General features: G+C 61.3%; 19 protein-coding genes. 12 read left to right on the top strand and 7 right to left on the bottom strand.

Features of this window, described 5'->3' with window-relative positions; translation table 11 throughout:
• Positions 1 to 9 precede the first annotated feature (9 nt).
• The 5 genes from Q0677_RS12840 to modC are packed head-to-tail and all read left to right on the top strand — an operon-like array spanning position 10 to position 4,292.
• The gene (locus tag Q0677_RS12840) at positions 10 to 867 is read left to right on the top strand and encodes a fumarylacetoacetate hydrolase family protein (protein ID WP_298910406.1); all 858 of its coding nucleotides are present in this window, start codon (positions 10 to 12) and stop codon (positions 865 to 867) included.
• Positions 864 to 1,664 carry a 2-oxo-hept-4-ene-1,7-dioate hydratase gene (gene hpaH, locus Q0677_RS12835; protein ID WP_298910404.1) on the top strand — a complete coding sequence of 267 codons (801 nt, stop codon included), beginning with the start codon at positions 864 to 866 and terminating at the stop codon, positions 1,662 to 1,664. The genes Q0677_RS12840 and hpaH overlap by 4 nt, the downstream gene beginning before the upstream one ends.
• Positions 1,665 to 1,723: 59 nt before the next feature.
• Complete coding sequence (modA, locus tag Q0677_RS12830) at positions 1,724 to 2,506, top strand: molybdate ABC transporter substrate-binding protein (protein WP_298910401.1); 783 nt, start codon at positions 1,724 to 1,726, stop codon at positions 2,504 to 2,506.
• Positions 2,503 to 3,195, top strand: a complete 693-nt coding sequence (gene modB / locus Q0677_RS12825; RefSeq protein WP_298910398.1) for a molybdate ABC transporter permease subunit — start codon at positions 2,503 to 2,505, stop codon at positions 3,193 to 3,195. The genes modA and modB overlap by 4 nt, the downstream gene beginning before the upstream one ends.
• The gene (gene modC, locus Q0677_RS12820) at positions 3,192 to 4,292 is read left to right on the top strand and encodes a molybdenum ABC transporter ATP-binding protein (protein WP_298910395.1); all 1,101 of its coding nucleotides are present in this window, start codon (positions 3,192 to 3,194) and stop codon (positions 4,290 to 4,292) included. The genes modB and modC overlap by 4 nt, the downstream gene beginning before the upstream one ends.
• A gap of 63 nt (positions 4,293 to 4,355) precedes the next feature.
• Here modC and Q0677_RS12815 read toward each other — a convergent pair whose 3' ends face one another.
• The 3 genes from Q0677_RS12815 to Q0677_RS12805 form a co-directional block, all read right to left on the bottom strand.
• Positions 4,356 to 5,657 carry an FAD-binding oxidoreductase gene (locus tag Q0677_RS12815; RefSeq protein WP_298910393.1) on the bottom strand — a complete coding sequence of 434 codons (1,302 nt, stop codon included), beginning with the start codon at positions 5,655 to 5,657 and terminating at the stop codon, positions 4,356 to 4,358.
• Between the two features lie 69 nt (positions 5,658 to 5,726).
• Complete coding sequence (locus Q0677_RS12810; protein ID WP_298910390.1) at positions 5,727 to 7,121, bottom strand: aspartate aminotransferase family protein; 1,395 nt, start codon at positions 7,119 to 7,121, stop codon at positions 5,727 to 5,729.
• A 138-nt stretch (positions 7,122 to 7,259) separates the two neighbouring features.
• Positions 7,260 to 7,913 (bottom strand): GntR family transcriptional regulator, encoded by a 654-nt coding sequence (locus tag Q0677_RS12805; protein WP_298910388.1) that lies wholly within the window; start codon positions 7,911 to 7,913, stop codon positions 7,260 to 7,262.
• Positions 7,914 to 8,074: 161 nt separating this feature from the next.
• On the opposite strand from Q0677_RS12805, the gene Q0677_RS12800 reads away from it, so the two are divergent.
• The 6 genes from Q0677_RS12800 to Q0677_RS12775 all read left to right on the top strand — a co-directional run bounded on the left by Q0677_RS12800 (position 8,075) and on the right by Q0677_RS12775 (position 14,742).
• The gene (locus Q0677_RS12800; RefSeq protein ID WP_298910386.1) at positions 8,075 to 9,160 is read left to right on the top strand and encodes a polyamine ABC transporter substrate-binding protein; all 1,086 of its coding nucleotides are present in this window, start codon (positions 8,075 to 8,077) and stop codon (positions 9,158 to 9,160) included.
• 69 nt (positions 9,161 to 9,229) lie between these two features.
• A complete protein-coding gene (locus tag Q0677_RS12795) occupies positions 9,230 to 10,378 on the top strand; it encodes an ABC transporter ATP-binding protein (RefSeq protein ID WP_298910384.1) in 1,149 nt (382 codons plus the stop codon).
• Positions 10,375 to 11,265: an ABC transporter permease subunit gene (locus tag Q0677_RS12790; RefSeq protein ID WP_298910382.1), complete on the top strand. Its 891-nt coding sequence runs from the start codon at positions 10,375 to 10,377 to the stop codon at positions 11,263 to 11,265. Before Q0677_RS12795 ends, Q0677_RS12790 begins: the two co-directional genes overlap by 4 nt.
• On the top strand, positions 11,262 to 12,071 hold the full coding sequence (locus tag Q0677_RS12785; protein WP_298910379.1) for an ABC transporter permease: 810 nt from the start codon (positions 11,262 to 11,264) through the stop codon (positions 12,069 to 12,071). Before Q0677_RS12790 ends, Q0677_RS12785 begins: the two co-directional genes overlap by 4 nt.
• On the top strand, positions 12,071 to 13,417 hold the full coding sequence (locus Q0677_RS12780) for a glutamine synthetase family protein (RefSeq protein WP_298910377.1): 1,347 nt from the start codon (positions 12,071 to 12,073) through the stop codon (positions 13,415 to 13,417). The genes Q0677_RS12785 and Q0677_RS12780 overlap by 1 nt, the downstream gene beginning before the upstream one ends.
• The gene (locus tag Q0677_RS12775) at positions 13,417 to 14,742 is read left to right on the top strand and encodes an FAD-binding oxidoreductase (RefSeq protein ID WP_298910375.1); all 1,326 of its coding nucleotides are present in this window, start codon (positions 13,417 to 13,419) and stop codon (positions 14,740 to 14,742) included. The genes Q0677_RS12780 and Q0677_RS12775 overlap by 1 nt, the downstream gene beginning before the upstream one ends.
• A 108-nt stretch (positions 14,743 to 14,850) precedes the next feature.
• On the opposite strand, the gene Q0677_RS12770 is transcribed toward Q0677_RS12775, so the two are convergent.
• Both Q0677_RS12770 and Q0677_RS12765 read right to left on the bottom strand, forming a co-directional pair.
• Positions 14,851 to 16,377, bottom strand: coding sequence for a malonyl-CoA synthase (locus Q0677_RS12770; protein WP_298910372.1), 1,527 nt, complete (start codon positions 16,375 to 16,377; stop codon positions 14,851 to 14,853).
• Between the two features lie 27 nt (positions 16,378 to 16,404).
• A complete protein-coding gene (locus Q0677_RS12765) occupies positions 16,405 to 17,832 on the bottom strand; it encodes an amidase (protein ID WP_298910369.1) in 1,428 nt (475 codons plus the stop codon).
• Between the two features lie 98 nt (positions 17,833 to 17,930).
• On the opposite strand from Q0677_RS12765, the gene Q0677_RS12760 reads away from it, so the two are divergent.
• Complete coding sequence (locus Q0677_RS12760; RefSeq protein ID WP_298910367.1) at positions 17,931 to 18,482, top strand: flavodoxin family protein; 552 nt, start codon at positions 17,931 to 17,933, stop codon at positions 18,480 to 18,482.
• A 62-nt stretch (positions 18,483 to 18,544) separates the two neighbouring features.
• Here the strand turns inward: Q0677_RS12760 and Q0677_RS12755 are convergent, their stop codons facing one another.
• Positions 18,545 to 18,847, bottom strand: a complete 303-nt coding sequence (locus Q0677_RS12755) for a DUF1992 domain-containing protein (RefSeq protein WP_298910365.1) — start codon at positions 18,845 to 18,847, stop codon at positions 18,545 to 18,547.
• A gap of 83 nt (positions 18,848 to 18,930) precedes the next feature.
• Complete coding sequence (locus Q0677_RS12750) at positions 18,931 to 20,487, bottom strand: bifunctional metallophosphatase/5'-nucleotidase (RefSeq protein ID WP_298910361.1); 1,557 nt, start codon at positions 20,485 to 20,487, stop codon at positions 18,931 to 18,933.
• Positions 20,488 to 20,495: the final 8 nt, after the last annotated feature.

Raw genomic sequence — 20,495 nt, 5'->3', positions numbered from 1 at the left:
GACTATTCGATGAAACTCGCTACGTTCTCTGCCGAAGGCGAAACCTTCTTCGGCGCGATCACTGATGCCGGTGACGCTATCGCCCTGAATGCGGAATTTCCGCACTACGCCACGCTGTACGAGGCGATTGCGGATGGGGCTATGACGGACCTGTTGGCAGCGGCCGAGGGCCGCGCTGCCACGCATTCGACCTTCGACTACGAGATGGTAATGCCAGATGCCCGCCGCATCCTCTGCGTGGGCGTGAACTTCCCGGATCGCAATGCAGAATACAAAGACGGCAGCGCGCAGCCGAAATACATGTCGCTGTTCCCGCGCTTTGCCAGCGGGTTTACCGGCCACGGCCGCCCGCTGATCCGCCCGCCAGAGAACCACACGCTGGACTATGAAGGCGAGGTGGTGATCGTGATCGGCAAGGAAGGACGTCGGATTAGTCAGGACGATGCCTATGACCACATTGCCGCGCTGACCCTGTGCAACGAAGGCACGATCCGCGACTGGGTGCGTCACGCGAAATTCAACGTGACGCAAGGCAAGAACTGGGACCGTTCGGGCGCGATTGGCCCGTGGCTGGTGCCCTTCACCGACGCCGCCCAGTTGGATGACGCGCGCATCCAGACCCACGTGAACGGAGAGCTACGCCAAGACGACACCCTGAACCGCATGATGTTCCCGATCCGCGAGGAGATCGCCTATATCTCGACCTTCATGACGCTGCAGCCCGGCGACGTGATCGTCACCGGCACCCCCACCGGCGCAGGCGCGCGGTTCGATCCGCCAAAATACCTTGTGCCCGGCGACGTGGTCGAGGTCTCGGTCGAGGGGATCGGCACGCTGACGAACACGGTCGAGGACGAAGTGGTATGACGCCCGAAGATCACGCCCGTGCCGCCGCCGATTTGTTGCAGGCCGAAAAGACCCGCGACCAGATCGGGCTGTTGACCAAGCGCCACCCCGAGATGGGGATGGACGATGCCTATCAGGTGCAAAACGCGATTTACCGCGCCAAGCTGGACGCGGGGCGCAAGGTCATCGGCTGGAAAATCGGGCTGACCTCGAAAGCGATGCAATACGCATTGAACATCGACATTCCCGACAGCGGCATCCTGTTCGACGACATGCTGTTTCGGAACGGCGCGACGGTGCCTGCGGGCCGGTTCATCCAGCCCCGGATTGAGGCCGAGATCGCGTTTGTGATGAAGGATGCCATTGGCGGCGCGGATGTCACCCGCGAAGACGTGATCGCCGCCACTGACTATGTCGCGCCATCAATCGAGATCCTCGACACCCGCATTCAGCGGATAGATCCTGAAACGGGTGCTGCTCGCACGGTCTTTGACACAATCTCAGACAACGCCGCCAATGCCGGGATCGTACTTGGCGCTGAGCGCCACGCGGTCGACGCCTTCGACCTGCGCTGGGTTGGCGCCATCACCTCGCGCAATGGCGAGGTCGAGGAAACCGGCCTTGGTGCAGGCGTGTTGAACGACCCGGTGGAGAGCGTCGTCTGGTTGGCACGACGTATGGCGCAATATGGCCAAAGCATCGAACCCGGCCAGATTATCCTGTCCGGCAGCTTCATCCGCCCCGTTGAATGCCCCTCAGGCACCGCTATTCACGCCGATTTCGGACCGTTTGGCAGCGTAGACATCCACTTCGCCTGACCGCTGCGACCGCAAAACCCCTTGCTGACGGGCCGCGCATCCCGTTATCTCGACCCGAGATGTTTTTGTGCGCCCGTCGATATACCCTCGCCGCCCTGATATTGGGCGCATCCGGCCTGCCCTCTTTCGCCGACAAGATCACTGTCTTTGCCGCTGCCAGTCTGGGCGGTGCGCTGGACGAGGTGGCCGAGGCGTTCGAAGGCGATACCGGGCACGAAGTGGCTTTGTCCTTCGCGGGGTCCTCGGTTTTGGCCCGCCAGATCACCTTGGGCGCACCTGCCGATGTGTTTCTGTCTGCGAATGCGGATTGGATGGATGCGGTTGAGGCGGCCGGGTTGTTGGCCGATGGTATGCGCCGGGACTTCGCCGGGAATGCGTTGGTGCTGATCGCGCCTGCAGAACTAGCTGCGCCGACGAAGCTGCCAGTGACGCCCGAAGAATTCGCAGCGGCCCTGAATGGCGGCAGGTTGTCGATGGCGCTGGTCGACGCGATCCCTGCAGGGCAATACGGCAAGGCCGCCTTGTCGCATCTAGGCCTGTGGGATGCAGCTGAATCCCACGTCATACAGACCGATAATGTCCGTGCTGCCTTGGCGCTGGTTGCCTTGGGCGAGGCGCGATTGGGCGTGGTCTATGCAACGGATGCGCAGGCTGAACCAAAGGTGCGCCTCGTCGCACCATTTCCTGCCGAGACGCATCCTCAGATCACCTATCCTGCCGCCGCCATCGCGTCCGGCGACGTGACCACCGCAACGGCCTTTCTGGACTATCTGACCAGCGGGGCCGGGCAAGCCATCCTGCAAAACCACGGTTTTCTGCCTGCCCCCGAGGTGCCCGAATGAGCTGGCTTGGACCAGAGGAATGGCAGGCGGTTGCGCTGTCCCTGAAAGTCGCTGGCTGGGCCACTGCCCTGTCCCTGCCCGTCGCCATCTGGATCGCGCATCTTCTGGCCCGCAAGGACTTTCCCGGCAAGCAGGTGGTGAACGGGCTTGTCCACCTGCCCCTGATCCTGCCGCCCGTCGTCACCGGTTACCTGCTGCTTCTGACCTTCGGCGGCACCGCGCCGCTGGGCGCGGCCCTCGCCAAGCTCGGCCTACCACTGGCCTTCCGCTGGACCGGCGCGGCGCTTGCTGCGGCAATCATGGGCTTTCCCCTGATGGTCCGCGCCATTCGCCTGTCGATCGAGGCTGTGGACCCGAAGCTGGAAGCCGCCGCCGCCACGCTGGGCGCCAACCGCTGGTCCGTCTTCATCACCGTCACCCTGCCCCTCGCCCTGCCCGGCATCATCGCGGGCGCGATCCTTGGATTTGCCAAAGCGATGGGCGAGTTCGGGGCGACCATTACCTTCGTGTCGAATATCCCCGGCGAGACGCGCACCGTCCCATCCGCCATCTACAGCTTTCTGCAAGTGCCGGGCGACGAGAGCGCCGCACTTCGGTTGGTTGTGATCTCGATCATCATCGCCATGGGCGCATTGGTGGCGTCCGAGGTGCTGGCCCGTCGTGTCGCCAAACGGATGGAGGACGCATGACCCAGCCAGCCCTCTCCATCACCCTGCGCGCAAATCGTCCCGGTTTCGATCTGGACGTGGATGTCACTGCGCCTGCGGGCCTGACCGTACTGTTCGGCGCGTCAGGATCGGGCAAGACCAGCGTGGTGGACGCGGTGGCGGGTCTGACCCAAGACGTGTCGGGGCGGATCGCGGTTGGGGACCAAGTGTTGTTGGACACGACCCAAGGCACCTGCCTGCCGACGCACGAACGCCGCATCGGCTATGTCTTTCAGGACGCCCGCCTGTTTCCGCATCTGACCGTCAGGCGCAATCTGGACTACGCCCGTCGTGTCACCCGCCAACCTGCGGACCCTGCCCGTTTCAATCATGTCGTCGAGATGCTGGGCATCGGCCACCTTCTGGACCGCCGCACCCCGCGCCTATCGGGCGGCGAAAAGCAGAGGGTTGCCATCGGGCGGGCGCTTCTGTCGCGCCCGCAGCTGATCCTCGCCGACGAACCGCTGGCCGCGCTGGACGATCCCCGCAAAGAGGAAATCCTGCCCTATTTCGAGCGTCTACGCGACGAGGGCGAGGTGCCGATCCTCTATGTTACCCACTCAACCAGCGAGGTTGCGCGGCTGGCGACCACAGTCGTGGCGCTGGAAAACGGGCGAGTGATCCGACAGGGCAGCGCGATCGAGGTTCTCGGTGATCCCAGCTTCAGCCCCGGTGACGTGCGCTCGGTTGGGGCAGTAATCGAAGCCCGCGTGGCCACACATCACGACGACGGGCTGACCGAGTTGAACGCAGGCAGCATCCCACTGTTCCTGCCCCGCATCGCTCGCGATCCCGGCACATCAGTGCGGGTCCGCATCGCCGCTCAGGACGTGATCCTGTCACGCGGACGGCCCGAGGGGATCTCGGCCCTGAACTGCCTGCTCGGCGTGGTGCAGGGGGTGCAGGAAGGGGCGGGTCCGGGGGCGATCTTGTCGCTGGATACTGCTGCGGGAAGGGTTCTGGCGCGGATCACCAAACGCTCGCTTGCGGCAATGGATTTGTCCGTCGGAACAGAGCTTTATGCGATTGTGAAAACCGTGGCCGTTGCCCCCAGCGATGTGGGCGGGCCGAAGGGGTAATCCAGCCCGAAACGCAATTTCGGGCACGCGTCCGCCCGCCCCATGGCGGGCGCTTGGAACCCTCTAAAGCTTATCGCGCAAACTGAACCACAGCATCGCCGCCACTAACAGCGGCCAGCGCAGCGCCACACCACCTGGGAAGCGTTGGGTCGGAACCTGCGCCATCAAGTCAAACCGCTCGGCCTGACCCGAGATCGCTTCGGCCACCATCTTGCCGCCCAGCGTCGCCATCGCCACGCCATGCCCGGAGTAACCGGACGCAGACAGCACATTCCCCTGCAGCCGTTCAAAATGCGGCATGCGGTTCATGGTGATGCCCAGCGTGCCGCCCCACGCATAGTCGATCTTTGTGTCTTTGAGCTGCGGATAGATTTCCAGCATCGGCTTGGACACCAGCTTGCGAATGTCCTTCGGGAACTTGTAGCCATAGCTCTCGGCGCCGCCGAACAGCATGCGATTGTCATCGGAAAGGCGGAAATAGTTGATCACGAACTTGCTGTCGGCCACGGCGTGCCCGTCACGGATCAGCGACTTGGCGAAATCATCGCTTAACGGCTCGGTCGCCAGTATGTAGTTGTTGATTGGCATGACCCGCGCAGCGACATGCCCCTGCGTGTTGCCCAGATAGCCATTGCAGGCCCAGACCAGATGGCTGGCGCGGATCTTGGCGGCATCGGTCGAAACGGTTACCGTACCGCCCTCTTTCACATCGGTCACGCGGCTGGTCTCAAAAATCCGAGCACCCGCAGCCACCGCCGCTCGCGCCATGCCGAAGGCCAGACGCAGCGGATGCGTGTGCCCTGCCCCCATGTCGAGAGAGCCGCCGTGATAGGCGGGCGAGCCGCACAATTCGCGCATCTCATCCCGATCCACAGTGCGGATCAGGTCATAGCCATACTCTTCGTTCAGCTTGCGCACATAGGCGTGATCCTCGGGCACATAGCGGGCGCGGTGCATGGCGTGGATGATGCCGTCGGTGAACCCCGCATCGGGGGCGTGTTTGGCAACCATGTCGCGTACCAGCTGCACACTCTCGGATGCCATGTCCCACAGCTTACGGGCGTCGTCCTTGCCCACCATTTTCTCGAGCTCGTCCTGATCCAGACGCTGACCCATACCAACCTGACCGCCATTGCGCCCCGAGGCGCCGAAGCCCACGCGCTGCGCTTCCAGCAGCACGACGTCATAGCCACGTTCCGCCAGATGCAGGGCCGCTGATAGGCCAGTGAACCCGCCACCGATGACGCAGACATCACACGACACATCGCCCTGAGCAGCCGGAAACGGGCCGGGCGCGTCGGCGGTGGCGGCGTACCAGGATTGGGGATACTCCCCATGGCGGTCATTTGCGGTCAGCAGGTCCATGGAACCCTCGGATCTTACAGGTATGGGATATCGAATAGGGCGAGCCTGTGACCCGCCCCTGAAACTGGGTTACCCAGCGACCAGAAGGCCTTTTTCTTTCACGATCTCATAGGCTTCGCCCAACGCTTTGCGGGCGCGGGTGATCAGCGTATCGATCTCGTCCGTGGTGATGACCAGCGGGGGGGCGATCACCATGCGGTCACCGACGTGGCGCATGATCAGGTTGTTGGCGAAGCAGCGCTCGCGGGTGATCAGGCCAACAGTGCCAGCGTCCGAAGCAAAGGGCGCGCGTGCCTCTTTGTCAGGCGTCAGCGCCAGCGAGGCCATCAGGCCGACGATCTTGGTTTCGCCCACCATCGGGTGGTCCGCCAGTTCGTGCCATTTCTCGGCCAGATAAGGGGCGGCGACGTCGCGCACGTGGTCAACGATGCCTTCCTCTTCCATGATGCGCAGGTTCTCCAGTGCGACCGCACAGGCCACCGGGTGGCCGGAATAGGTGTAGCCGTGGTTGAACTCGGTGCCTGCCAGCACTTCAGCGACCTTATCCGACACCAGCGACGCCCCGATCGGCGCATAGCCCGAGCTGAGACCCTTTGCGACCGTCATGATATCCGGTTTCAGGTCATAGGTCTGGCTGCCGAACCAGTTGCCGGTGCGACCAAAGCCGGTGATGACCTCGTCCACGATCAGCAGGATGTCGTATTTCTGGCAAATCCGCTGGATTTCCGGCCAGTAGGTGTCGGGGGCGACGATCACGCCACCAGCACCTTGGATCGGTTCGCCAATGAAGGCCGCAACCTTGTCTGCGCCGACCTCTTTGATTTTGGCTTCCAGCTCTTGTGCGCGCGCCAGACCGAATTCTTCCGGCGTCATGTCGCCGCCTTCGGCGTACCAGTTGGGCTGCTCGATGAACTCGATGCCGGGGATCGGCAGGCTGCCCTGACCGTGCATGCCCTTCATGCCGCCCAGCGAGGTGCCGCCGATGGTCGACCCGTGATAGGCATTCCAGCGCGAGATGATCACGTCACGCTCGGGCTGACCTTTTTCGGCCCAATAGGTGCGGACCATGCGGATATTGGTGTCATTCGCGTCCGAGCCGCCATTGGCATAGAACACGTGGTTCAGATCGCCCGGTGCCAGTTCGGCCAGCTTCTGGGCCAGCGCAATGGCGGGCACGTGGGTGGTCTGGAAGAACGTGTTGTAATAGGGCAGCTCGCGCATCTGGCGGGCGGCGACCTCGGCAATGCTTTCATTGCCATAGCCGATGTTCACGCACCACAGGCCGGCCATGCCGTCCAAAATCTCTTCGCCTTCGCTGTCTTTCAGAAACACGCCCTTGGCCGAGGTGATGACCCGCGCGCCTTTCTGGCCCAACTCACCGTCATTGGTGAAGGGGTGCATGTGGTGGGCCGCGTCGATGGCCTGAAGCTCGGCGGTGGGCAGATGGTTGGTGATCTTGTTCATCCTGGATCTCCTAGAAAACGTGGTCGGGTCGCGCCCAAGGACAGGAGAATCACCCACCCTTTGGAACGCGCCAAAAGCTGAGTTCACAATATGATCAAAAATTAAGCTGTCAACGCATGACCTGCGATCTGATCAAATTCAGGCCGACAAAAGCGTCTCGCGGACCTGAGCGATTCCCTGCTCGATGTCTCCGCGAATAGCCGCGGCGACCCCCTCACCGTCACCCGCGCGCATGGCGGCCATGGCTTCTGCATGTTTGTCGGGAAGGTTCGCCGTGCCATAGCGACCGAGCACCACCCGCAACGAAGGGCCAGCGCGAAGCCACAGCATGTTGGCGATGGAGGACAGGACCTCGGATCCGGCAAGATCATAGAGGTAGGCATGGAAGCGATAGTTGTGTTCCAGATACCCGCGTACATCACCTTTATCGATGGCCGCATTCAACTGATCATCATAAGACGTCAGCCGCGCAAGCTCTTCTTCACCAATGTTTTCTGTGGCTTTTCGCGCCAGTTCGGGTTCGACTGACAGACGTGCATAGGCGATGTCGTTCCACTGCGACATGTCGGGCTGCGGCACCGAAACACGGCGGTTTCCCTTGAACTCCAACGCCCCTTCCGAGGTCAACCTGCGGATCGCCTCGCGTACTGGGGTCATGCCCACATCCAATGTCGAGACCAAGCCCTGAATGGTCACGGGCTGGCCTGGTGCCAGTTCCCCAAACAGAATCATTTCCCGCAATTTACGGTAAACACGCTGATGATCTGGCAGTTTGGCTTGGTGTTCAGACAAGTTTGCCCCCGTTGTTAGTAATTTTTTGCCTATTCTGGCTGCGAAGATAACCTTTGAAAGCAACCTACTATGACTTACGCAATTTTACCATATTGCGTGAATCGCATTTTTTTGATCAAATGTCGCAAACGGGCGTCATGCCCCAAACAGGGAGAGAGTGTATGAAGAAATCTTGGCTACTGATGAGCGCAGCCTTTGTGATGGGGGCAACCGCCGCCACTGCGGAAGAAGTGCGCGTCTATAACTGGTCGGACTATATCGACGAAGAACTGCTGACAAAATTCGAGGAAGAGACCGGGATCGACCTGATCTATGACGTGTTCGACTCGAACGAGGTTCTGGAAACCAAAATGCTGGCCGGTGGGTCGGGCTATGACGTTGTGGTTCCTTCGGGCACCTTCCTGCAGCGCCAGATCGTTGCAGGTGCATTCCAGCCGCTGGACCTGTCGAAGCTGTCCAACCACGGCAACATGTGGGACGTAATTGCCGAGCGCACCGCCGCCTATGACCCGGGCAACGCGTATTCGATCAACTACATGTGGGGCACCACCGGCGCTGGCGTAAACGTCGGCAAGGTCAAAGAAGTGCTGGGCGAAGACGCTCCGATCGACAGCCTTGCGCTAATCATGGATCCGGCCAACATGGAAAAACTGGCTGCGTGCGGCGTGCACATTCTGGACGCCCCTTCGGAAATCATACCGGCCGCGCTGGCCTATCTGGGCGAAAATCCTGACAGCCACGACCCCGAGGTGATCGCCAAGGCCGAGCCGATCCTGACCGCAATTGCCCCCTATGTGCAGAAATTCCACAGCTCGGAATACATCAACGCACTGGCAAACGGCGACATCTGTGTAGCTGTCGGCTGGTCGGGCGACGTTCTGCAGGCGCGTGACCGCGCAGCAGAAGCTGATAATGGTGTCGAGATCGCGTATAACGCCTTCAAAGAGGGCTCGCTGATGTGGTTCGACCAAATGGCAATCCCGGCGGATGCTCCGAACCCGGAAGCTGCGCACACGTTCCTGAACTTCATCATGGACGAGCACAACATGGCGGCGGCGTCGAACTATGTTTACTACGCCAACGGCAACGAAGCATCACAAGCACATCTGGAAGAGGACGTGATCGGTGATCCGGCGATCTATCCGACCGAGGAAGCGCTGGGTACGCTTTATACCACCACGCCTTATCCGGCGAAAGTCCAGCGCGTCGTGACGCGTCTGTGGACCAAAATCAAGTCGGGCACCTAAGCCCACTCTCCCGCTCCCCCTGGTCTCATCGCAGTCAGGGGGAGCACCTTTAATCCCCCGAGGTTCATCATGTCCGACGCCGCTCTTGCCACGGCCCCTGCCGAGTTTGCCCCCTGGGAAGATGCCCAGGCCACCCCGTTGATCCGCTTCCAGAACGTCACCAAGCGCTTTGGTGACTTCACCGCGATCGACAACCTGACCATTGATATTTACGAGCGCGAGTTCTTTGCGCTGCTGGGCCCGTCAGGCTGCGGCAAGACGACGATGATGCGGATGCTGGGTGGGTTTGAAACCCAGACCGAGGGCACCATTCTGATCGACGGTCAAGACGTGGCTCCAATCCCGCCGAACAAGCGCGCGGTGAACATGATGTTCCAAAGCTATGCGCTGTTCCCGCATCTGTCGGTCGCCGAAAACATCGCCTTTGGCCTAAAACGCGACAAGATGCCGAAAGATCAGATCGCCGCCCGAGTGGACGAGATGCTGAACCTTGTGCAGCTGGGCAAGTTTGCAAGCCGCAAGCCGCACCAGATCTCGGGTGGGCAGCGACAGCGTGTGGCGCTGGCCCGATCCTTGGCGAAGGCGCCGAAGCTTTTGCTGCTGGACGAACCGCTGGGCGCGCTGGATAAAAAGCTGCGTCAGGACACGCAGTTCGAACTGATGGACATTCAGGAACAGACCGGCACAACTTTCGTGATCGTGACCCACGATCAGGAAGAAGCCATGACGGTTGCCAGCCGCATCGCAGTCATGGACCACGGCAAGATCATTCAGGTCGATACGCCTGCGAAGATTTATGAAGAGCCCGGATCCGTCTATGTGGCTGACTTCATCGGTGACGTGAACCTGATCGAAGGGAATGTCACCACCTCGGGCGATGACCACGCGACGATCAGCTGGGCCGAGGGTCAACAGGATCTGATCGGCATCGCTCATGACGCAATTCCCGCAGGCACCCGCGCCACGCTGGCGATCCGTCCCGAGAAGGTGAACATCGCGACCGAACGCCCCGCCGACATGACCAACATCATCCACGGCAAAGTGCATGACATCGCCTATCTGGGCAACATGTCGACTTATGTGATCCAGACGCCCACCGGGCAGTTGATCAAGGCGCAGGCCGCCAACACCCGCCGCATTCGCCGCCGCGCGATCACGTGGGATCAGGACGTGTGGCTTAGCTTCACCGACACCGCTGGTGTGGTGCTGACATCATGAAACGCTTTGGCCTGATTTCTGTCCCCTATCTGTGGCTTCTAGCCCTGTTTCTGGTGCCGTTCCTGATCGTGCTGAAAATCAGCCTGTCGGACACGGCACTGGCCATCCCGCCCTACACGCCCACGTTGGACATGTCCGAAGGCTGGGCCGGGTTCACGGCATGGCTGTCAGAACTGGACATGGAGAACTTCACGTGGCTCACCCAAGACGACCTCTATTGGAAAGCCTATCTGTCCAGCCTAAAAATCGCGACGATGTCGACGATCCTTGCGTTGCTGGTGGGCTTCCCCATCGCCTATGGGATGAGCCGTGCGCCGGATGAATGGCGCCCCACCCTGATGATGATGATCATTCTGCCCTTCTGGACCTCGTTCCTGATCCGCGTCTACGCGTGGAAAGCGATCCTGAGTCAGGAAGGTCTTCTGAACCAACTTTTGATGAGCATCGGCATCATTGGCGAACCTCTGACCATTCTGAACACCAACACCGCCGTCTATATCGGCATCGTCTATACATATCTGCCCTTTATGGTGCTGCCGATCTACTCGGCGCTGGAGCGTCTGGACGAAAGCCTGCTGGAGGCCGCCGAAGACCTTGGCTGCTCGCGCATGACTGCGTTCTGGCTGGTCACATTGCCGTTGGCAAAGCAAGGCATCATTGCTGGCAGTTTCTTGGTCTTCATCCCTGCAATGGGCGAATTCGTTATCCCGTCGCTATTGGGCGGATCGAAGACGCTGATGATCGGTAAGGTTCTGTGGGAAGAGTTCTTCTCGAACCGTGACTGGCCGGTCGCCTCGGCTGTGGCCATCGTGCTTCTGCTGATCCTGATCATCCCCATCGTGCTGTTCCAGCGCAACGAGGAAAAACAAAGGGAGGCCGGCAAATGAGACGTCTAAGCTGGTTCAATACCGTATCGCTAACCCTCGGGTTTGCCTTCCTTTACATCCCGATGCTGATCCTGATCGTCTATTCGTTCAACGGCGGCAAACTGGTGACCGTGTGGGCGGGCTTCTCGACCAAATGGTATGGCGAGCTGTTCCGGAACGAAGCCTTCCTTGATGCCGCATGGGTCACGCTGAAAGTGGCGGTGATGTCCTCGACCGCGGCAACCGTTCTGGGCACCATGGCCGCCTATGTCATGGTCCGCGCAGGCCGTTTCCGTGGACGCACCCTGTTTTCCGGCATGATCTACGCACCGCTGGTGATGCCCGAAGTGATCACCGGTCTGTCTCTGCTACTGCTGTTCATCGCCATCGGCTTGGACCGCGGCGTGCTGACCATCGTCTTGGCGCACACGACATTTTCGATGTGTTACGTCTCGGTCGTGGTGTCGTCGCGCCTTGTGACCTTTGACCAGTCGCTGGAAGAGGCCGCGTTGGACCTTGGCTGTACCGGGTTCGAGGCCTTCCGCCTTGTCACCCTGCCGATCATCGCGCCTGCCGTGATCTCGGGCTGGCTGTTGGCCTTCACCCTGTCGCTGGATGACCTTGTGATCGCCAGCTTCACCTCGGGCCCAAGCTCGACCACGCTGCCGATCAAGATCTTCTCGGCGGTCCGTCTGGGCGTCAGCCCCGAGATCAACGCATTGTCCACGATCATGATTACCCTTGTGGCGGTCGGCGTGATTGGGGCATCCCTAACCTCAAAACGCGCCATCGCAAAACGCGCGAAGGACGAACAAGAGGCCATCTGATGAGCGACTTTCTGGAAGAATACGCAACCTATTGCAAAACCCATGGACGTCCCGACCGGGTCGAGCTGATGCTGTGTGACGCCAATGCGGTTTTGCGGGGCAAATGGCTGCCGGGTGACGACGAAAAGAAACTGACCGAGGGCGGCGTGCGTCTGCCCCTGTCGACCTACGCGCCCAACATCATGGGCGAAGAGGTCGAGGCCACCGGTCTGGGCATCGTTGTCGGAGATCCCGACGGTCGCATCGTGCCGGTTCCGGGGTCTCTGAAGCCGGTTCCGTGGGCCAAGGGCAACGTGGCGCAGGTACAGGTCGAGATGATTGACCCGGACACCGGTGAGATTTCGGAGCTGTCCTCGCGCCAGCAACTGGTGCGTATGGTGGATCGTCTGCACGCGGCGGGTCTGCACCCGGTGCTGGCGACTGAACTTGAGTTCTACCTGTTCAAACCCCGCGCCGAACAAGACGCGGCCCCAACCCCGCCGGATCGCAGCCCGGATGCGCAGAACTATGACCTTGAGGTACTGGAGCGCACGCAAGACATTCTGGATGACATCCTGAAAGCGTCCGAGTTGCAGGGGTTGGCCACAGACACGCTGATCGCCGAATACGGCCCCGGCCAGTTCGAGATCAACTTCCACCACACCGATGACGTGATGTGGGCGGCAGACACGGCGCTGCTGTTCAAACGGCTGGTCCGTGGTGTCGCCCGCGCGCACGGGATGGAGGCCACGTTCATGGCCAAGCCCTATGCCGACTTCCCCGGCAACGGGATGCATGTGCACGCCTCGGTCGTGGATCGCGACGGCAAAAACGTGTTCGATGACGGCACGGACGGACCGTCCGAGGCACTGAAACACGCGGTTGGCGGGGCGCTCGACACGATGCGGGATCTGCAGGCCATTTTCGCCCCACACCTGAACTCCTACCGCCGCTTCAAACCGATGAGCTTCGCGCCCTCGGCCCCGGATTGGGGCTTCGACAACCGCGCCGCCGGTGTACGTCTGCCCGAAACCAAAGGCCCAGCCGCCCGTCTGGAGCACCGTATCGCTGGCGCTGACGTAAATCCCTATCTGGCGATCACCGCGATCCTTGGCGGCATGCTTCACGGGCTGAACACCAAACCCGCCCTGCCATTGCCGCTGGATGATGCGGGCGCGGAACCCGCTGAACGGCTATCAGCAGACTGGTTCCAAACGGTCGAGCGGTTCGCCGCCTCGGACGTGGCAGTCGAGATCTTCGGCCAGCGCTATGTCGATGTCTATGCCGCCATGCGCCGGGACGAGATCGCGCAGCTCACCCATGAAATCACCCATGTGGAGTATCGCACCTATCTTGGTCGTCTCTGATGCCCCATCGCATCTACGAGGACTACGCCTATTCTGACGACGCCCGTGCAGAATGCATTTGGCCGCGCCCCGAGGGCGATTGGCCCGCGCTTGAAGGCGATCACAGGGTCGAAGTCGCTGTGGTCGGCGGCGGATTCACCGGACTATCCGCGGCCCTTCACCTTGCCGAAGCCGGAGCCGAGGTGCTGGTTCTCGACGCAAAAACCCCCGGCTGGGGCGCGTCCGGTCGCAATGGCGGCTTCTGCACCATCGGCGGTGACAAACTGGGGCTGAGCGGCATCCGAAAACGCTTTGGCGATGATGCAACGCGCGCTTATTTCTCGGCCCAGAAAGCCGCGGTCGAGCTGGTGGCTGATCTTCTCGACCGTCACAAGATCGACGCCGACACCCACTCGGACGGCGAACTCCTTTTGGCCCACACCCCCCGTGCGATGAATGATCTGCGCGCCGAGCAAGCCGAATGGGCAAACCTAGGTCACCCCGCCGAACTGATCCCGGCAGCCGACCTAAAATCCCGCGGCATGAACGGCGCGTTTCACGGCGGGCTGATCCTGCCCTTGGGCTTCGCGCTCAATCCCGGGCGCTATATCAGCGGCTTGGCACGCGCCGCTGAAACCGCCGGGGCCACCCTATCGGCCCACAGCCCGGTCACCCAAATCGAGCACACGGCCACCCACCACATCTTAACCACGCCCACCGCCCGGATCACCGCGAAAAAGCTCATCATCGCGACCAATGGCTATTCCTCTGATGGCGTGCCCGACTGGCTGACCGGGCGCTATCTGCCGGTGCAGTCCAACATCCTCGTGACCTGCAAACTCACCCAAGACGAGATCGCAGCACAAGGCTGGAGCACCGACCTCATGGCCTATGACAGCCGCAACCTGCTGCACTATTTCCGGCTGCTGCCTGACGGGCGGTTCCTGTTCGGCGCGCGCGGCAATGTCGGCGCCAGCGCCGAAGGCCAAGCTGCGATGCGCGCGCGGATGAAACAACATCTCGCCGCCATGTTCCCTGCGTGGCGCGATGTCGAGACCCCGCATTTCTGGTCCGGCCTCATCAGCCTCTCGCAAGACCTGCTGCCCTATGCCGGACCGATCGGTGACAGCACCACCGCCTGGGCTGGCCTGAACTTCCACGGCAACGGCGTCGCGATGGGCACATGGACCGGTGCACGGCTCGCTGACATGGCGCTTGGCCGCATTACAAAGCTGCCCGTGCACACACGCCCCCTGCCCCGCTTCCCGTTCCCAGCCATCAGACGCAGCTACCTACACGCGGCCTTCGTGGGCTACCGGCTTAAAGACGGCGCGCCTCCGCGCTGACCCACTCATTTTCTTGTCATAAGTACCTCGGGGGAGCATGAATTTCCGCAGGAAAATCATGCGGGGGCAGAGCCCCTGACAGGCTCACGAAGTGAGCCACCGAACGCCTTACCCCTTCATCAGATCCGCATAGGTGTCGCGCATCACGTTCTTTTGCACCTTGCCCATCGTGTTGCGTGGCAGTTCATCCACCACGACCACCCGCTTCGGCTGCTTAAACTTGGCAAGGCTCTCGGCCACACCCGCTTTCACCGAGGTTTCGTCCAGCACGGCACCATCCTGCGCCACCACAACGGCCACGACACCCTCGCCAAAATCCTCATGCGGAACGCCAATGACGGCGCTTTCCAGCACGCCCGGCAACTCGTCGATCACACCCTCAATCTCTTTTGGATAGACGTTGAAGCCGCCGGTGATGATCAAATCCTTGCCGCGCCCGACGATGGTCACATAGCCGTCCGGGTCGATCATCGCGAGGTCGCCTGTGATGAACCAGCCATCTTCGCGCAGCTCTTCGGCGGTTTTTTCCGGCATTTGCCAATAGCCCGCAAAGACGTTGTCGCCACGCACTTCCAAGACGCCAATCTCGCCGTCGGGCAGCGTCTCGCCCGAGGTCGGATCACACACTTTCACCTCAACCCCGGGCAGCGGGAAGCCGACCGTCCCCGCACGGCGCTCGCCGTCATAGGGGTTCGACGTGTTCATGTTGGTCTCTGTCATACCATAGCGCTCAAGGATCGCGTGTCCCGTCACCTCGCGCCAGCGGTCGTGGGTCTCGGCCAACAACGGCGCAGAGCCAGAGACGAACAGCCGCATCCACTTGGACGCCTCGGCCAGCCGGGCATCTTTCAAGAGACGCGTATAGAAAGTCGGCACGCCCATCAGTGCAGTCGCATTCGGCATCGCCTTAATGATGGCTTCGGTGTCAAAGCCGGGCAGGAACACAGCTGATCCGCCCGCCATCAGCGTCACATTGGTCGCCACGAACAGCCCATGTGTATGGAAAATCGGCAACGCGTGGATCAGCACATCCTTATCCGTAAACCGCCAGTAATCACGCAGCGTTTCGCTGTTCGAGGCCAGCGCACGATGGGTCAGCATTGCGCCCTTCGACCGCCCCGTCGTGCCCGAAGTATAGAGGATCGCGGCAAGGTCCAGCGCCTTACGCGGGACGGCTTCAAACCCCGGCTCTTGTGCATCACGGGCGGGCACCAAAGTTCCCGTTTCACCCGCGCCAAGCGTCAGCACATGCGCCACCTGCGCATCCTTTGCCACGGGCGTCAGCGCATCCAGCTTGCCCGGCTCACAGACGAACACGCGGGGGGCCGCGTCGCCCAGGAAATAGGCGACCTCGTCCGGCGTGTAGGCCGTGTTTAATGGCAGAAACACACCGCCGGCCAGCACCGTGCCCACGTAAAGCTCCAACATCGCGGGTTCTTTCGGGGCCTGCACGGCAACACGATCCCCCGGTTCTACGCCCAGCGCCACAAGCGCGGCCGCCATACGCTCGGCATTGGCCCAAAAGTCGCCATAGGTGGTCACTTTACCCGTACGTCCATCTGTCAGGAAGGTCGCGTCATGGCGCCCATCTGAGGCGCGCGAGATGGCATGGGCAAGGTGGTTCTGGTCGTACATGTGGGCTCTCCTAATCTCGCGATTGGCTTAGCTTTTGGGCGTGACCGGGTCAATCGGACCAAGGGGCCCACCCATCACCATTTCAACGGCGCGGGCTGCGGCAAGCAGCTTGGCCTCGCCGCGCGGAGGACCGATCAACTGAAGCCCCACCGGCATCCCATCATCCGACAGCCCCACTGGGATCGAGATCGCCGGCGCCCCGGCGACAGTTGCAAGGAATGTAAACCGCAGCCAATCCATATAGCCGGTCAAGGTTTGCCCGCCGACTTCGCTAACCCATTCCTCGGTCTGGACATGGGGCATGTTGCCGACCACGGGGCATGCAAGCACGTCGTAGCGCTCCAAGAAGGTCCGCATGTTGTCATAGATAAGCGAGCGGGATAGCTGCGCTTTGGCAATGTCTTCGGCGGTCAGGGACAGGCCGAAGGACAGGTTCTCGGCCAAAGTCGGCTTGAAATGTTGCGTCAGGCTTTTTGGGGCCTTGATGAAGTTTGCCGCCCACATGCCGCCGCGGATGACGTGATAGGTGCGTTCAAGATCGGTCAGATCCGGGCAAGCTTCCTCGACCGTGGCGCCTGCCCCCTCGATCGCTGCCATGACACGGGCCAGATAGCGGGCCATATCCGCGTCGACCGGGGCATATCCCCCGAGGTCTGGCGCAAAGCCGATGCGCAGCTTGGTGTCGGCGCGTTTGACCGCCTCTTGATAGGGCGTGTCCGGCGCGGGGAAAGACAGCGGCGCGCGCGGCTCAAAGCCAGCCATCGCATCCAGAAACAGCGCGCAATCCGTGACCGACCGCGCCATAGGCCCTTGCACACCTTCGCCGATGAACCCGGTGACAGAGGCCGACGCGCAAAGCCCCATGCTGGGACGCAAACCCACGATCCCGCAATACGCGGCGGGTGTGCGCAGGCTTCCACCATGGTCCGACCCGTGGCCCAGCCACAGCGATCCCGTGGCCAGTGACACTGCCGCCCCACCCGACGAGCCACCGGCGTTCATCTGGGTGTTCCACGGGTTCAAGGTCGCCCCGAACACATCGTTAAACGTGTTGGCACCCGCCCCGAACTCGGGCGTGTTGGTTTTACCCATGACCACACCGCCGCGCGCCTCAAGCCGCGTGACGATCGGATCGCTCTCTTTCGGGATATTGTCGGCCAGCGCCTTGGTCCCAAAGGTCGTACGCACGCCCGCCACAGGGGTCAGATCCTTGATGCCGATGGGCAGCCCCGCCAGCCAACCCGGATGATCCGCGTCACCCTGCAACGTCTTTGCCGCTTCCCGGGCCCGATCTGTGCAGATCACAGGCACCGCGTTCACGGCTGGCTCGACCTGCGCCAAACGCGCCTCGGACGCGGCGATCAGGTCCTCCGATGACAGCTCGTCCATGCGCAGCAGGGCCACGACCTCATGCGCTTCCAGTTTGCAAATCTCGGGTCCTGTGAATGTGGTCATGTGAAACTCCTCCGCTGGATTAGATGACCACAGGCAAAGCGCTGAGGAAAGACATGATTTCGCTTGGACTACCCGCCATTTCGCCGCAGAGTGGCGGCATGACGACGCCAAGTATTTGCATCCCCTATTTCTCCGGCTTCGGCCATACAAAGCGCATCGCCGAAACCATCGCCGAGGCCATTGGCGATGCGGCCCATCTGCTAGACGTGGAGACGCTGACCGATGCGGATTGGCAGGCGCTGGATCAAGCCGACGCGATCATCTTCGGCGCGCCCACCTATATGGGATCAGCCGCCGCACGGTTCAGCCTGTTTCTGGAACAAATCGATACACGATGGGAACACAGCCTGTGGCGTGACAAGATCGCTGCGGGCTTCACCACCGCCATCCACCCATCAGGAGACAAGCTGGCCGCGCTACAACGCCTGTCGATCTTTGCAGCCCAAATGGGCATGATCTGGGTCGGCCCCACAGATATCGGCGCGCCGGTGAAACCTGATCGCGCCGGCCTGAACAGGGACGGCAGCTGGCTGGGCCTGATGGTGACAGAACAACTGGGCGCTGACGAAGACCTGCTGCCCGAGGATCTGGACACCGCGCGCCGCTTCGGCCTGCGCGTCCTCGCGGCCACCGAACGCTGGACCCGATAGACCTCTTTTTCTTGTCACAAGTATTCTGGGGTGAATGCGCGCAGCGCAGAGGGGCAAAGCCCCTATCTTCCTTTTCGGGCCAACTCGATCCGAGCTTCCATCATCGACATCTCTTTCATGATGTCGCGCCTGCGGGTGCGGTCCCCAGTCTCGGCCAATTCTGCCCGCAGCTTGCGCAGCTCGCGCGACAGGCTGACAAACTCCGGAACCGCGCCGTTTTCACGGATCAAACGGTTGATCAGCGCGTTTTCGGGGTCGTCGTCCTTGGGCAGCGGCTTGCCCGCGCCCTCCAGATTGTCGAAATCCCCGGCCTCTTCCGCGGCGCGGATCTTTTGATTGATAAGGTCAATGAGCGGGTGGTCCATAGGCGCATTATACGCCGCACCCCGCCAACAAAAAAGCCCCCGCAGATCTCATCAGCGGGGGCTTTGGTCAGGTCAAAGAGACCTTATTTCTGTGTAATGCGCCCATCCAGCATCGGCTTCACGGGGCCCATCTTGGCCATGTACTCGGCGGTTACATCCGCCAGGTCGGGGCCAAAGTCATAGGCGTTCTGCGCGTCGCGGAACATGCCGAAACCATCCCCACCGTTGCGAATGAAATTATTGGAAACCAGCCCATAAGTCGCCGCAGGATCAATTGGTGCTCCGCCCACTATCACGTCCGAAATCCGGCTGCCCGGCTCTTTAGACAAATCAAACGCATAGGTCATGCCCGCGACCTGCATGAAGCGGCCCGCGCCTTCTTCGTGCTGGCTGACGGCGTTCTCCAAAGCCTCAAGAACAACGGCACCGCTGACTTGGAACGTCGACAAAGTGTTCTGGAATGGTAGCACGGTCAGGACTTCGCCCATGGTCACATCGCCTGCATCGATTGACGCGCGGATACCGCCGCCGTTCATCATCGCGATCTGAATACCTTGGTCCTTCACGCGATCCAGCATGGCGTCGGCAATGATGTTGCCCATGGTGCATTCCATCGCGCGGCACGAGCTACGTTCTCCGTCGATGGCTTCGGCTGCGTTTGCAACCACACGGTTGCGGATTTCATCGAGCGGTGCCGCCGCTTCCGCGATGCGTGCCTTGGTGGCTTCGTGCTCGTGCACGCCGCCATCCATGATCAGCGGCTCGCCCTTGGCTTCGGTGATGTTGCCGTCGTCATCGAAGGTCACGTTCAACTCACCCAGGAACTTACCATATGCATAGGCCGAGACGATCGCCGTCGAACCAACCATGGTCGGATAAGGCCCTTCCGCGCGCTCGTTGGTGTTCGACAACAGCGTATTGGTGTGGCCGCCCACGATGATGTCGACGCCCGTGGTTTCAGCAGCAACTTTCTGGTCCACGCCATAGCCCGAGTGGCTGAGTACGATGATCTTGTTCACGCCCATTTCGGTCAGCTTGTCGACCTCGCCCTGCACCGCTTGAACCGGATCGGTGAAAATCACGTTCGGCCCCGGCGAGGCCAGCTCGTCCGTGTCTTGCGGTGTCAGGCCGATCAAGCCCAGCTTCTCGCCGCCACGTTCGATCACAGTGGATTTCGCCAGCTTGTCATGCAGCAGCGGTTCACCCGAGACATCAGCGTTCGACATCAGCACCGGGAAGTTCACAGCATCCATGAAGCCGCGCAGCACTTCGGGGCCATCGTCAAACTCGTGGTTGCCCACGGTCATCGCGTCATAGCCCATCTGGTTCATCATCTCGGCCGCCAGTGCACCCTTGTAGTAGGTATAGAACAGCGTGCCCTGGAACTGGTCGCCACCATCCACAAGGATCGAATTATTGGTGCGCGAACGGGCTTCTTCGATTGCGGTTTGCAGGCGGGCGGAACCACCAAAACACTTGCCTTCGGTGTTGTCCTCGGCCGAGCATCCGCTGTCATACTTGCTGATCGGTTCAAAGCGGGCGTGGAAGTCGTTGGTGTGCAGAACGGTCAACGAATAATCCGCCATCGCGGTACCGGTGGTCAGCGCAAGGGCTGCCGCCGTGGTCAAAAATCTGGTCATGACTAAAT

This window comes from uncultured Aliiroseovarius sp. (assembly GCF_947492455.1).
GTDB lineage: Bacteria > Pseudomonadota > Alphaproteobacteria > Rhodobacterales > Rhodobacteraceae > Aliiroseovarius.
This window is presented reverse-complemented; position numbering and strand designations above follow the sequence as displayed.